The organism is Streptomyces amritsarensis (assembly GCF_001953875.1).
Lineage (GTDB): Bacteria > Actinomycetota > Actinomycetes > Streptomycetales > Streptomycetaceae > Streptomyces > Streptomyces amritsarensis.
On the sequence record NZ_MQUR01000052.1, the window covers coordinates 1 to 12,616 of the forward strand.

General features: G+C 73.5%; 16 protein-coding genes. 5 read left to right on the forward strand and 11 right to left on the reverse strand.

Annotated elements, in window-relative coordinates:
- The 5 genes from AVW11_RS21300 to AVW11_RS21315 all read right to left on the reverse strand — a co-directional run.
- On the reverse strand, nucleotides 1-378 hold a 378-nt coding region (locus tag AVW11_RS21300), incomplete at its 3' end, for an ABC transporter substrate-binding protein (protein ID WP_158076153.1).
- Between the two features lie 333 nt (nucleotides 379-711).
- On the reverse strand, nucleotides 712-813 hold the full coding sequence (locus AVW11_RS39320) for a putative leader peptide (RefSeq protein WP_413081778.1): 102 nt from the start codon (nucleotides 811-813) through the stop codon (nucleotides 712-714).
- 157 nt (nucleotides 814-970) lie between these two features.
- Nucleotides 971-1,429, reverse strand: coding sequence for an RrF2 family transcriptional regulator (locus AVW11_RS21305; RefSeq protein ID WP_030850766.1), 459 nt, complete (start codon nucleotides 1,427-1,429; stop codon nucleotides 971-973).
- A gap of 73 nt (nucleotides 1,430-1,502) precedes the next feature.
- A complete protein-coding gene (locus AVW11_RS21310; protein ID WP_225884509.1) occupies nucleotides 1,503-2,702 on the reverse strand; it encodes an acyl-CoA dehydrogenase family protein in 1,200 nt (399 codons plus the stop codon).
- Nucleotides 2,703-3,110: 408 nt separating this feature from the next.
- Nucleotides 3,111-3,452, reverse strand: a complete 342-nt coding sequence (locus AVW11_RS21315; protein WP_060180562.1) for an avidin-fold protein — start codon at nucleotides 3,450-3,452, stop codon at nucleotides 3,111-3,113.
- A gap of 122 nt (nucleotides 3,453-3,574) precedes the next feature.
- Between AVW11_RS21315 and AVW11_RS21320 the strand changes: the two genes are divergently transcribed.
- Nucleotides 3,575-3,886: a hypothetical protein gene (locus tag AVW11_RS21320; RefSeq protein ID WP_037833807.1), complete on the forward strand. Its 312-nt coding sequence runs from the start codon at nucleotides 3,575-3,577 to the stop codon at nucleotides 3,884-3,886.
- 260 nt (nucleotides 3,887-4,146) lie between these two features.
- Here the strand turns inward: AVW11_RS21320 and AVW11_RS21325 are convergent, their stop codons facing one another.
- On the reverse strand, nucleotides 4,147-4,326 hold the full coding sequence (locus tag AVW11_RS21325) for a CsbD family protein (protein WP_030850759.1): 180 nt from the start codon (nucleotides 4,324-4,326) through the stop codon (nucleotides 4,147-4,149).
- 494 nt (nucleotides 4,327-4,820) lie between these two features.
- Here AVW11_RS21325 and AVW11_RS37765 point away from each other — a divergent pair, with 494 nt between their 5' ends.
- Complete coding sequence (locus tag AVW11_RS37765; protein WP_167389237.1) at nucleotides 4,821-4,976, forward strand: DUF6131 family protein; 156 nt, start codon at nucleotides 4,821-4,823, stop codon at nucleotides 4,974-4,976.
- 248 nt (nucleotides 4,977-5,224) lie between these two features.
- On the opposite strand, the gene AVW11_RS39000 is transcribed toward AVW11_RS37765, so the two are convergent.
- The 3 genes from AVW11_RS39000 to AVW11_RS21335 all read right to left on the reverse strand — a co-directional run bounded on the left by AVW11_RS39000 (nucleotide 5,225) and on the right by AVW11_RS21335 (nucleotide 7,904).
- Nucleotides 5,225-5,356: a hypothetical protein gene (locus AVW11_RS39000; protein ID WP_263973217.1), complete on the reverse strand. Its 132-nt coding sequence runs from the start codon at nucleotides 5,354-5,356 to the stop codon at nucleotides 5,225-5,227.
- Nucleotides 5,357-5,660: 304 nt separating this feature from the next.
- Nucleotides 5,661-7,100, reverse strand: a complete 1,440-nt coding sequence (locus AVW11_RS21330) for an MFS transporter (RefSeq protein ID WP_076045342.1) — start codon at nucleotides 7,098-7,100, stop codon at nucleotides 5,661-5,663.
- Nucleotides 7,101-7,361: 261 nt separating this feature from the next.
- The gene (locus tag AVW11_RS21335) at nucleotides 7,362-7,904 is read right to left on the reverse strand and encodes an anthrone oxygenase family protein (RefSeq protein WP_225884507.1); all 543 of its coding nucleotides are present in this window, start codon (nucleotides 7,902-7,904) and stop codon (nucleotides 7,362-7,364) included.
- A gap of 159 nt (nucleotides 7,905-8,063) precedes the next feature.
- Here AVW11_RS21335 and AVW11_RS21340 point away from each other — a divergent pair, with 159 nt between their 5' ends.
- Together AVW11_RS21340 and AVW11_RS21345 are read left to right on the forward strand one after the other, a co-directional pair.
- The gene (locus AVW11_RS21340; RefSeq protein WP_060180565.1) at nucleotides 8,064-9,425 is read left to right on the forward strand and encodes an acyl-CoA synthetase; all 1,362 of its coding nucleotides are present in this window, start codon (nucleotides 8,064-8,066) and stop codon (nucleotides 9,423-9,425) included.
- Nucleotides 9,426-9,806: 381 nt separating this feature from the next.
- Nucleotides 9,807-10,364, forward strand: a complete 558-nt coding sequence (locus AVW11_RS21345) for a pyridoxamine 5'-phosphate oxidase family protein (RefSeq protein ID WP_076045346.1) — start codon at nucleotides 9,807-9,809, stop codon at nucleotides 10,362-10,364.
- Between the two features lie 12 nt (nucleotides 10,365-10,376).
- On the opposite strand, the gene AVW11_RS21350 is transcribed toward AVW11_RS21345, so the two are convergent.
- A complete protein-coding gene (locus tag AVW11_RS21350) occupies nucleotides 10,377-11,534 on the reverse strand; it encodes an RNA polymerase sigma factor (RefSeq protein ID WP_076045348.1) in 1,158 nt (385 codons plus the stop codon).
- Between the two features lie 7 nt (nucleotides 11,535-11,541).
- Entirely contained in the window at nucleotides 11,542-11,949 is a 408-nt protein-coding gene (locus AVW11_RS21355) for a YciI family protein (RefSeq protein ID WP_076045350.1), read from the reverse strand.
- A gap of 326 nt (nucleotides 11,950-12,275) precedes the next feature.
- Between AVW11_RS21355 and AVW11_RS21360 the strand changes: the two genes are divergently transcribed.
- A complete protein-coding gene (locus AVW11_RS21360; protein ID WP_060180568.1) occupies nucleotides 12,276-12,548 on the forward strand; it encodes an SH3 domain-containing protein in 273 nt (90 codons plus the stop codon).
- Nucleotides 12,549-12,616: the final 68 nt, after the last annotated feature.

The following is a 12,616-nucleotide window of genomic DNA, read 5'->3' on the forward strand; positions in this document are numbered from 1 at the left end:
GTTCGAACCCTTCGACTTCACGTAGCCGTTGATCGACGGCGAGGGGCCGATGAAACCGATGTCGAGGGAGCCGCCGTTGAGGGCCTCGATCTCGGACGGGCCGGCGTTGAAGGACTGCGGCTTGATCTTGGTGCCGTTCAGCTCCTTCTCGATCAGGCCTTCCTGCAGGCCGACCAGGGCGGTGGCGTGCGTCAGGTTCGGGAAGTACCCGATGCGGACCTCGGACGCCGACAGCTTCTTGCCGTCGGTGGCCGCGACGTTGGCCTTGTCGTCTTCCTTCTTCGCCTCGGAACCGTAGCCGCAGGCCGTCAGGAGGAGGGGGAGCGTAGCGGTGACGGCGATGGCGCGCAGGGTGATGAGCGGTCTGGCGGCAGACACGGAGGTGTCCTTTCACGGGGAGGGTCTTCGGGAAGCTGTGGAGCTGTGGAGCTGTGGAGCTGTGGTGTGGAGGTACGGAGTTGCGCTGTGCGAGGTCGTCGGCACGTACGGCGCCCATCGCCGGTCGGCGGTGGGACCGCCGGCGCGGGCGGGGACGCAAAGGTGTCGCGGATGCCGAAGGGGCGGATGTCGAGCCGCCGTCCATCGCGCGCCGCGCTGGAAGGTGCTGCGGGGCGGCGAGGTCAGCCGAGAGGGGCCATCCGGCTGACGGGGAGCGGGATGGTGAAGCGCACTGCGGTGCTCTGCGCGCGGAGCGGCGCTCCGCTCACCGCGTCAGGCAGGCTGACAGATGGCGCTGGACGTACGTGCCAGGTCGATGTGCCGGCGGGTGGTGAGGCGGGGCAGCAGAAGGCCTGAGTGATGCGGCGTGCGCATGGTCACCTCACCTTCGAATCCCTAGTTTTCCTACCTGGCTGGTAGGCATATTGGCAGACAGCGACACGCACCCCAAGGGGGTGCCCATATGGTGGACGACGCAGTCTCGTTATGTGAGAAAGTGCAGGTGGGAGGTGGTCTGGCCGGGGGGCCTGGCTCAGGGATTGGTCCAGGCGTCGGGGACGTCGGTCAGCGCGGACACGTCGGCCGGCAGCTCGGAGGCCGCGACGTCGGCGAGGGACACGCCGTCGAGGATCTGGCGCACGTTGGACCGCAGTGCGATCCACAGGGGGAGCAGCGATGCGGCGGGGCCGGTGTAGGACAGGTCCGGAGGGCGGACCCCGCGTACCGAGACCAGCGGGCCGTCCACGACGCGGATGACGTCCGCGATGCTGATCGCCTCGGCGGGTTTGGCCAGTCGGTAGCCGCCGTTGCCGCCGCGCTGACTGAGGACGAGGCCGCCCCGGCGCATGTCGTTCAGGATGCCCTCGAGGAACTTGTGCGGGATGTCCTGGGCGTCGGCGATGGCTTCGGCCTTCAGGGGCCCGCCGTCCTGTGACACCGCTAGCTGCAGTGCGGCACGTACCGCGTAGTCCGCCCTGGCTGAGATCCGCATGCGCTCATTATCCCGTACGGCTTCGGCCCACGTCCTGCGGGTGGGCGGCGGTCGGCCGCCGCCCACCCGCAGGTCAGTGGAAGGCCGCCGCCACCGCGCGGTGAGGGCCGTTGAGATAGTGCTCGCCGATGGAGCGCAGGCGGTGCGCGGCCGGGCGGTGGGCCGTCAGGACGCGGGCGTTGCGCCAGAAGCGGTCCAGGCCGGGCGCGTCGGCGAGCTCCAGCACCCGCGTGGTGACGTGCAGGGCGGCCCGCGACGTCACCGTCTCGGCCGTGGCGACCAGGGCGGCGACGCCCGCGGGTTCCTCGGCGTCGAGGTGCGTACCCGCGTCGAGGGCCTGCGCCATCGCCTCGGTCGCCCGCTCGACCACCGCGGTGGCGGTGTGGGCGGCGGAGGCGAGCTCCCCGTAGGTCAGCAGGAGGTCCGGGTCCTCGCCGGGCAGCCGGTGGGCGCGGCCGCCCCGGCTGAGGTCGCGCGCTTCGGTGAGCGCGCCCTCGACGATGCCGAGGGCGACGTGGCACAGGGCGAGCCGGAGCGCAGGCTCCGCCAGCGCGGTGAAGGGCGCGGTCGACTCCTCGTCCTGCGGGCGACGGCCCAACACCTGGCCCGGTGCGACGGTGACCCGGTCGAGCACGACTTCGCCCGCGCCGGCGAGGCGCTGCCCGAGGCGGTCGTGCGCGACTTCGACGCTCACGCCCCGCGTGCGCGGCGAGAGCCGTACGACCAGGACGTCACCGGTCGCGGCGCAGACCGCGTCGAGCACGATCTGGTCGGCCACGGCCGCCGCCGTGTCGACGCAACGGCGCCCGTTCAGGACGTAGCCGGTGCTGCGGGGCCTCAGCGCGAGGTCCGGCCCGCCGCCGTCCTCGTCGGGTGCGGGCGCGCGGACCGCTCCGGTCCACAGCCACTGTTCGCGCACCGACGCCTCCTCCAGGGCGGCCGCCTGGTGGTGACCCGCGTAGAACCGGCCGCTCCAGGTGTGGACGTAGTGGCGTGCGAGGACGTCGCCGACGGAACTGTCCGCCGCTGCGACCTCCCGTATGACGGCGCATCCGGTACGCCAGTCCGTGCCGCGGCCGGGCGAGGGCGGGGTGAGGGCCGCCAGCAGCCCGGCCTCACGCAGCCGGGACCTCTCGTCGGTCGGCGGCCGGCCCGCCTGCTCGCGGGCGATGGCGTCCGCGGCGAGGTCGTCCGCCACATCGCGCGCGGTACGCAGCAGCGCACGCCGCTCGTCGCCCGACCGGGCGGCAGCCGTGCTCGGTGTCGTCGCCACGGGCTTCACCGGCAGGCCGGGGTGCCGTGGCGGGGCGCGCGGGCTGGTCGGACGGCGGGGCCATGCGGGGCGGCGGGGGTCATGGGGCTACTCCGGAACGTGTCGGACGGCCGCGGCCTGTTGCCGGGCGGTGTGGAGTTCGGGGGACGGGCGGGAGGGGGAAGGCGGTGCGGCGGCGCGTGTGCGAGCCGCGCCCGGCCGGGCGGACGCCCGCAGCGGCGCAGCGGCTTCGGCGAGAGCCGACAGGAACAGCGTCGTGGCGGGGAGCCGCGCGGCACCTCAATCCCACCTTCCCTATCGGATTGATAGGGATCCTCGCGGACGGCGGCCCCCTCAGCAAGACCGCGACCGCATCGTGGACAGCTCCGTCTCGGACCAAGAGACTCACTGATCAGCGGCCCCGCGAGGTCACTCCAGAGGCTGTTCCACCGTGCTCGTCCCGCTGCCCTCCCGGGATTCCCAGGTCCAGGTCTCCTCCATGCGCAGGCGGCCGTCCGGGAGTTCGGTCACCAGCGACGTGCAGTGCCCGGACGCGGTCGTGCCGTCGAGCCGGAGTTGGACGTAGCGGAAGTCGACGGTGTCGTCGGCCCGGGTGCCGATCAGGTGCCCCCTGACCACGTCTCCGCCGTGGTAGTCGGCCCAGACGAGACCGTCGCGTTCGTGATACTCGAACCGGGTCCGGCGCCCGACCTGACCGGGGGCCTGGTCGGCCACGGGGACGAAGACGAGGCCGTCGAGCGAGCGTGCCATGGATGACTCCTGGAGGACGGTGGTCCGGGCCGGCCCGGACCGGAGATGAAACGGGCCGCCCCGGGTAGTCGGAGGGGGAGCGAGGGGCCGTAACGGGCCCGGTGACGGAAGGCGAACCATCCATGACCCAGGACGCCGCGACCGCGACGAACGAACCGCACGAGCCGACCCCCGAGGAGCGTGCGGCCCGCGACAGGGTACGACGACGGGCCACGGGCATGACGCACCACCAGAGCGCGGACGCGCTGGAGGCAGCCGAGGAGGCGGCGGGCGACCTGGACGCGGCGGACACCCGGACCCGCGCGGAAGTGGCCGAATGGCGCCGCATCACCGATCTGCTCTTCGACCACGGCGGCCCCTACGCACCGGAGGCCGACGCCTACGTCCAGGGCCAGCTCACCGCCCGCAGGAACCGGCGGGCGGCCAAGGCGTAGCGAAGGCGGCCATCCGGTCGCGCGCTGGTCGACGTCGACCAGTCGGCGGGCCCGCCCGGGTAGCCCTCTGACGGGCCGTCGGCCAGGGGCGGGATCGCACGCAGCATTCCGGTGAACGGTTGCCGGGGATCGCAGCGCGCCCGGCCGCCCGGCACGGCAGCCGATCCGGAATACACCGTCGGGGTGACAGGGGAGGGGCCGGGCCCGTCGGGTGACGGGCCCGGCCCCTCCTTCTGCCGCGCGCAGGCGCGTCGGCCGGTTCAGGACCGGCGCATGCCCTTCTTGGTCCTGCTCGCGGCATCGGAGGCCATCTCCTCCGCCTTGCCGGTCATCTGCTCGGCGCTGCCTTCCGCCTGCATCCGCTTGTCGTCCATCGCGTCGCCCGCGGTCTCCTTGAGCTTGCCCTTGATCTGCTTGGCCTTGCCCTTTGCCTTGCTCATGACGAGGTGCTCCTTGAGTGAAGGGGGGTTGCACTGCCCACCATGCGTCCGCCGGGAGTGACCCGCAACGCGCGCTGGCCCGTACGGTTCGCCGGCCTAGTCGGGCGGTTCCGTGGCCGCCGGCCGCTCGCTGGGAGGCGGCTCGGCGGGAGCGGAGCGGGCTGGACCCGGCCGAGGCCGGCGTTGGGCGTGCGCAGGGTCCCGGGGAGTCGGGTCCGGCTTCCGGGGTGTCGGCCCGGAGTCTTCGGATTCTGCTTCGGACGCCTTCCGGTCCATGCGGTCCATGCGTTCACCTCGGCGTTCGTGTGATCGAGGGTGGGTGGTCGCGCGCCGTACGCGCGCTCCTGCGTCTGCCCGGCCGGACGCGTTCCAATCAGTCGCGCGGGATCGGGAGCGGACGCGGATAAGGACGGCTTCCAGGGGCAGACGGCGTCTGAAACGCCACGGCGGATCCAACAGTTCCGCCGACATTCGAACGCGAGAATGAGGTACTCATGATTGCCGTCGGTCTGATCCTCCTGCTCATCGGACTCCTGACCGGGGTTTCCGTCCTGTGGACGCTCGGGGTCATCCTGCTCGTGGTGGGCGCGGCGCTGTGGATCCTGGGCTCGGCCGGGCACGCGGTCGGCGGCCGGCGCCACTACTGGTAGCCCAGGACGTGGCCGAATCGGGCCTGCCCGGTCTGTCATGACCGACCGGGCAGGCCTCGGTACGTTGAGCCGCGTGACCCCGTACCTGTCATCGGCCGCGAGCCGCGGGCGATACCCGGCATCGACCCGCAGGCTCTGTGCGGCCCTGGACCCGGCACCCGATGGGCCGTCATGTCTCTGATGCGGCCGTACCGTTCAGCACCGGCGATGATGCGGGCCTCGCGTCCGCACCGCGCCGGCTCTGAGGGCTACCGGCCGCCCCTACCGTCCCTCGCCAGGTTGTAGACCAGGATCAGGATGGCCGCCGCCATCACGGCCAGATGGACCCAGACCGGGGCGTCCACGACACCCGCACTCGCAGTCGTACTCGCAGTCATCATGTACCGCGCCTGCCCGCGCCGTGCCGGACAACGCGTCACGGGACCCGAATTCGGGCCGCGGCCGGCCAGAAGGCCGCGCGGCAGCTCACGGGCTCGGCGCTGCCCACCTCGCGCTCTCAGACATACGCCTTCGCTGGTCGGGCACCGGTGTCGCCGAGGACGGTCGCCCCCGAGTGGGACCCGGTCACCGGCCGGGAACACGACGTCCTGGCGGCTCGCGGCCACGGGAGCGACCGGCACGGACGCCGCCCAGCAGCTCGGCTTTTCACGGCGAAGCCACCGTGAGACCCGGCGGCGGCCCCGTTCACCGCCGCCGATCCGCCTCACGGCGCGGGTGCGCGTTGCGGGGCCCCATCGACAGCGGTGGCACCCTGCCCAGGACCACGAGCCGGTGGCGCACGACCATGACGGCGACCGCCGCCACGGCGATGAGCACCCCGCCCAGCCGCAGGATCGCGTCGTAGGCCTCCTCCGGCGACCGCTCCGGCGTCATGGCCGAGATCGCCGCAGCCGTTCCCGCCAAGGCGATCGCACCCGACGTGACCAGGAACGTCAGCAGGACCCCCGACGCCTCGCCCGCCCGGGCCGGGGCGACGACCTGCTGCGTCGCCACGCTGGAGTACGTCCAGCCCAACCCCAGGCCCAGACCGCACCACGCGAACACCGGCACGTACAGCCACCACGCCGCGACCCCGGCCAGCGCGTACATCCCCGTCCCCGCGACGGCCCCCGCCAGCGCCATCACCGCGGTCGCCCGCATGTGCCGGCCCAGCCGCACTCCGAGCGGCCCGCTGAGAGCCACCAGCAGGGCCGGGGCCAGGAACACCGTGCCCGCCTGCAGCGGCGAGAGCCCGCGTACGCCCTGGAGGTAGAGGGTGGCGAGGAAGACGGTGACGCCGTAGCCCATGTTCGTGAGCGAGCCCATAGACGTGACCAGCACATACGGGACGTTGCGGAACAGCCGCAGATCGACCAGCGGGTGCCGGGCGCGCCGCTCCCGTACGAGGAACAGCCCGCCGGCCGCCACGGCCGCGGCGAAGACGGCGAGGGTACGGGCGCTGTCCCACCCCCAGGCGTCCCCGCGTTCCACGGCCAGCGTCAGCGTCGCCAGCGAGCACACGATCAGGGCGCAGCCGAGGAGATCGAGCTGCCGCGGCGCCGACGCGTCGCGCGAGTCCGGTACGTACGCGAGGGCGATCAGCAGCGACAGCGCGCTCAGCGGCGCCATCAGCCAGAAGATCCATCGCCAGCCAGGCCCCTCGGTGAGCCCTCCGCCGACGAAGGGCCCGAGCGCGGTCCCGATGTTGGCGACGCCGAACACCGCCCCCAGGGCCCTGGCCCGGGTCTCCTCCGGGAACGTGTTGGTGATCACGGACACCGACACCGGGAAGACGAACGCCGCGCCCACCCCCTGTGCGATCCGGGCCGCCACCAGGGGCCCCAGGCCGGGAGCCAGCGCGCAGCCCACGGAACCGGCCGCGAAGAGGGCCGTCCCGGCCAGCAGGGTGCCGCGCCGGCCGAAGACGTCCCCGACCCGCCCGCCGACGATGAAGAAGCAGCCGATGGCGAGCATGTACGCGGACAGGGTCCACTGCGCGGCCGAGACCGTGACGCCGAGCTCCGCCGAGATGCCGGGAAGGGCGAGGTTGAGCGCGAAGAAGTCGAGCTGGATGCAGAACAGGGCGAGGGCGACCGCGACGAAGGCCCCCTTCCTCCGCGCGGTCGGCGAGGACTCAGCGCGCATGAAGGCGATTCCTCTCGGCCGACACGGTCGCGGCGGCACGGCCTACGGCCGCACGCACGCCCACAACCCATGGTGAAGGCGCCCGCGGCGCTCCGCAGCTCCACCCGAGTTCCACCCGGTGTGCCGCGCCCAGCGGGAAGCGGCGACGGTCGTCCTGGCCCAGCCGCAGCACATCGCCGCCCTCGGCCGCGCCCGGCTCCGCCGCGGCCGCACCCCGTGCTGAACGCCCGCCGGCCCGGCCGGACCCGACGCCCCCTCGCGTCAGTGCAGGACCAGCGCCCAGGCGAGGAGGCCGAGGGCGACCGTGCACAGCACGGCCCGCCACATGTTGGCGCGCACCCACGGCGCCTCGAAGGCGCGGCGCACCGCGGCGGGATCGCCGATGCGGTCGACCGGGCCGGCCTGTTCCAGGGCGTTGTTCAGCGGGATGTTGATCCTGGCCGTCACCACCATGGCCGCGAGGTACGCGACGAGAGCGCCGATCAGCGGCCCCAGCGCGTCCCGACCGCCGCCGCCGACGGCGTGCAGCACCACCGCGGCCGCGCTGAACACGAGCGCGCCCACGTAGCCCAGCAGGAACCAGCCGTTGAGGATGGCCACGTTGATCCGCTGCATGGTCTCGATGGCGGTGCGGTCGCCGGCGACCCGCAGCCCCGGCATCACGGATACGGAGAAGCCGTAGAAGAGACCGCTCATCCAGCCGACGGTGATCGTCGCGGCGATCATCGTCGCCAACCGTGCCGCGTCCACGTGGAGCTCCCCCGGATCGAGAATCAGGTCGAGTGCTGGTCTTCGAACGGTCAAGTCCCGCCGATCATAGGGTGCGGGGGACCGGTGGGGACCCGCGTAGGCTGGCCGAACCTTCGCGTCACCCGCCCACCCCCGCCGGCGCCCGCCGGCCCCTCCCAGCACCTCCCAGCACTGCACCTCGCCTCGCCTCACCGCCGAACGGAGCCGCCCGCCATGCTGACCGCCCTCACCGGTGTCCACGGGGACCGCGCGGACGCCGTCACCGTCGCCGGCCGTACCGCCTCCTACGAGGAACTCCTGGGCGCCGCCCGCCAGGTGGCGGCCGATCTCGCCGCGTCGGGGGTCCCGGTGTTCGCGGTGACCGCGACGGCCTCCCTGGAGACGGTGGCCGCCGTGGTCGGTGCGCTGCTCGCGGGCGTCCCGTGCGTCCCCCTGCCGCCCGACGCGGGTCCGGCCGAGCGGGGCCACATCCTGCGCGACTCCGGGGCCCGCACCCTCGAGGTCGACTTCGCCCGCCGTTCGGACAGGGCCCCCGCCCCCGCCGCCGCCCGCACTCCCGACGATCCCGCGCTGATCCTCTACACCTCCGGCACCACCGGCGCCCCCAAGGGCGTGGTCCTCAGCAGCGCCGCGATCACCGCCGACCTGGACGCGCTCGCCGAGGCCTGGCAGTGGAGCGCCGAGGACACTCTGGTCCACGGACTCCCGCTGTTCCACGTCCACGGCCTCGTCCTCGGCGTCCTCGGCGCCCTGCGCACCGGCAGCCGCCTCGTGCACACCGGCCGGCCGACGCCCGAGGCGTACGCGGCCGCGGGCGGCAGCCTGTACTTCGGCGTGCCGACCGTGTGGTCCCGCATCGCCCGCGAGCCGCACGCCGCGGCCGCCCTGTCGGGGGCCCGGCTCCTGGTGTCGGGCAGCGCGGCGCTGCCCGCGCCGGTCTTCCGGGACATCGAGGGTGCGAGCGGACACCGCATCGTCGAGCGGTACGGGATGACGGAAACGCTGATCACCGTGAGCGGCCGGGCCGGCGGCGACCTCCCCCCGGGCACGGTCGGCACCCCGCTGCCGGGCATCACCACCCGCATCGCCGCCGAGGACGGCGCGGAGATCGGCGAACTCCAGCTGACCGGCCCCACCCTCTTCTCCGGCTACCTGGGCCGCCCCGAGGCCACCGCCGCCGCGTACACCGAGGACGGCTGGTTCCGTACGGGCGACATCGCGGCCGTCGGCGAGCAGGACGGCGTCCACCGGATCGTGGGCCGCGCCTCCACCGACATGATCAAGTCCGGCGGTTACCGGATCGGCGCGGGCGAGATCGAGAACGCACTCCTGGACCATCCCCGGGTCCGGGAGGCGGCCGTGGTCGGTGTCCCCGACGCGGACCTGGGCCAGCGGATCGTCGCGTTCGTCGTCGCCGAGGGCGTCACCGGAGCCGAGCTGACCGACTTCGTCGCCGCCCACCTCTCGGTCCACAAACGCCCCCGCGAGGTCCGCTTCGTCGAGGCGGTCCCGCGCAACGCCATGGGCAAGCCGCAAAAGCGCCTCCTCCTGGAGGAGCCGTCCGGGAAAGCCTGAGAACGCGGGGTCCGGCGCCGCGCCGACCACCGCTGCGGCGCTCCGCCTGCTCGCCGGACAGCGGGGCGGGGCCCGATGCGCGGCGACAGGGCCGCCGGCGGGACCCACTGGCGGATGGTGCGAGTTCCTCCACGGCCGTCCTGCCCCCCCGCGCGACCACAGCGTTGCGCCACGGACGGCCCGCGGCGGCGGGCCGGCGGTTCTGATCCCGGCGCCGTACGCGACCGGCCGGGTGACCCCGGCCGGTCCGACGGCCGCGCACGGCGCCGCCGGGCACGTTCCGGGGCAAGGATGAACGAGCTCGCGCCTCCGCGGCACCGAGCCGACGCCGATGCCGCCGGACGCCGGAAGCCGGCGCGGGGGAGAGGACGAAGACCCACGATGCCGCCGCAGGGATCCGCCGAGCAGCCCACGACCGAACTCGACGCCCGCTACAGCTCCGCGCTCAACCCGCGCCCGGGCGCCCGCGAAGTCACCGCCACCGACTGGTCCGAGGCCCAGCGGCAGCTGGGCGCCGCCGAGATCTTCTGGTTGTCGACGGTGCGGCCCGACGGCCGGCTCCACGTCACCCCCGTGATCGCGGCCTGGCACGACGGGGTCATGTACTTCTCCACCGGACCGGGCGAGCAGAAGGCGAAGAACCTGGCACACCACGACCACTGCGCGCTCACCACCGGCGGGAACGCGCTCACCGAAGGCCTCGACCTCGTGGTCGAGGGCCGGGCGCAGCAGGTATCCGATCCTGCCCGGCTGGAGGAGGTGATCACGGCGTACGAGACGAAGTACGGCCCGCACATCACCTCCCCCGAGGGCACCTTCCACGGGATCGACGACGCATTCCGGCAGGGGACCGCGGTGGTCTTCGCGGTGGCCCCGACCACCGCGTACGGATTCGGCCGCGACGGCGGCGTCTACAGCCACACCCGCTGGACCTTCTGAGCAACCCGCCCCTCAACCGGACGGACCGGCGCCGAGCAGGGCGTTGATCCGGGCCGCCTGACGCGTCAGGTGATCGCGCTCGGCGAGGTTCGCAGCCTTAAGGGCCGCCTCCGCGTACAGCCGCGCCGCCGTCGCCAGGTCGCCGTCGCGCTCGTGGAGGTACGCCGCCACCGCGGTGTGCCGGGGCAGCGCACCGTCCACCGCCGCCAGCGCCGCCAGACCCGCCCGCGGGCCGTCGGCCTCGCCCACTGCCACCGCACGGTTGAGCCGTACCACCGGGCTGTCGGTCAGGCACGCGAGTTCGTCGTACCACTCGACGATCTGCGGCCAGTCCGTCTCCCCGGCGGCGGGCGCGTCCGCATGGAGCGCCGCGATCGCGGCCTGGGCCTGGAACTCCCCCAACCGGTCGCGGGCCAGCGCCCCCTGCAGCACCGCGACACCCTCGGAGATCATCCGGGCGTCCCACCGGCCCCGGTCCTGCTCGGCGAGCGGCACCAGGCTGCCGTCGGGCGCGGTGCGAGCGGCCCGCCGGGCGTGGTGGAGCAGCATCAGCGCGAGCAGCCCCGCCACCTCGGGATGGTCCACGCGGGCCGCGAGCTGCCGGGTGAGCCGGATGGCCTCCGCGGCGAGGTCGACGTCGCCGGAGTAGCCCTCGTTGAACACCAGGTAGAGGACACGCAGCACGGTGGCGACGTCACCGGGCTGGTCGAAGCGCACCCCGGAGACGGTGCGCTTGGCCCGGCTGATCCGCTGCGCCATGGTCGCCTCGGGCACCAGGTAGGCCCGGGCGATCTGGCGGGTGGTGAGCCCGCCGACGGCCCGCAGGGTGAGGGCGACCGCCGACGAGGGCGTCAGCGACGGGTGCGCGCACAGGAAGTACAGCTGGAGCGTGTCGTCCACCGAGGCTGCGGGGCCGGGCGCCGGCTCCCGGTCGACGAGGTCCTCCCGCCGCCGGCGGGAGGCGTCGGCCCGGGTCGCGTCGAGGAAACGGCGCCATGCCACGGTGACCAGCCAGCCCTTGGCGTCCCGCGGCGGGTCGCCCGGCCAGACGCGCACCGCCTCGACCAGCGCGTCCTGTACGGCGTCCTCGGCCGCCGCGAAGTCGGCTCCGCGGCGGACGAGGACGGCGATCACGCCGGGCGTGAGGCTCCGCAGGAGGACCCCGTCCATCCCGCCGTCACTCCGTGATGGTGGGCGGCGCGGACAGGAACGGGCGCACCTCGAGCCACTCGTGGATCGGCTTCCCACCGGCGCCGGGAGCGGCGGACAGCTCCCCGGCCAGCTCGACGGCGCGCTCGTAGCTGTCGACGTCGATCACCATCCAGCCGGCGATCAGGTCCTTGGTCTCGGCGAACGGCCCGTCGGTGACCGGAGGCCGCCCCTCACCGTCGTACCGCACCCACGCACCCTCGGGTGCCAGCGCCTGCCCGTCGACGAACTCGCCGCTCTCCTCGAGCCGCGCCGCGAAGTCGTTCATGTACTGCACGTGGTCGGAGATCTCCTCCTGCGTCCACCGGTCCATGGGGACGTCGTTGATCGCGGCGGGGGCGCCGCGGTAGTGCTTGAGCAGCAGGTACTTCGCCATGGTGCATCTCCTCGGTGCTGGTGCGACCCATTCTGGTCGCCTGCACACCGGGGACGGAGCAGGAAACCGGTTCTCGACATCCCCGCCCGAAGGATTTTCGTCGATCCGGTGGATGGCGTCCCGCAGCGCGGCACCGCCGCCGCCGGCGCCGGGGGGAACGCGCCGGACCGGGCCCCGCAACCATCGAAATGATGATGCTCGGGCGCCAGTCGGGCTGAGCCCCGCACGCCGGGCGACCTCTCGGCGGGCAGTGGCCATAGCCTGCCGACAACCCGTCCACAAGCCGGACTGCGTCCCGCCACTCCGGCATTCCCCTGGAGGTCGCATTGTCCCGTCCACCGCAGCCGTTCGGCACGGTCGTCAGCACCGCCGGCGTCAACCTGCGCCGGTACCCCAGCACGGATTCCTCCGTCGTGGGCAAACTGAGCCACGGCGCCGAGATCGGTCTGCACAGCAAGGTGCACGCCCAGACCATCGACGGCAACAGCATCTGGTACCTGCTGCGTGACGAGGCCGTCTGGGTCGCCGCGCGCCACGTCGACAACACTGGAGAGGTCCCGCTGTCCAAGGACGTCCAACCGGCCTCCCCCCAGGGCTGAACCGCTCCACGGACCGTCCGGAAGGGGGCGCGGAGTATCGTCCTGCCCCCTTCCGGCGGCGCCGGCAC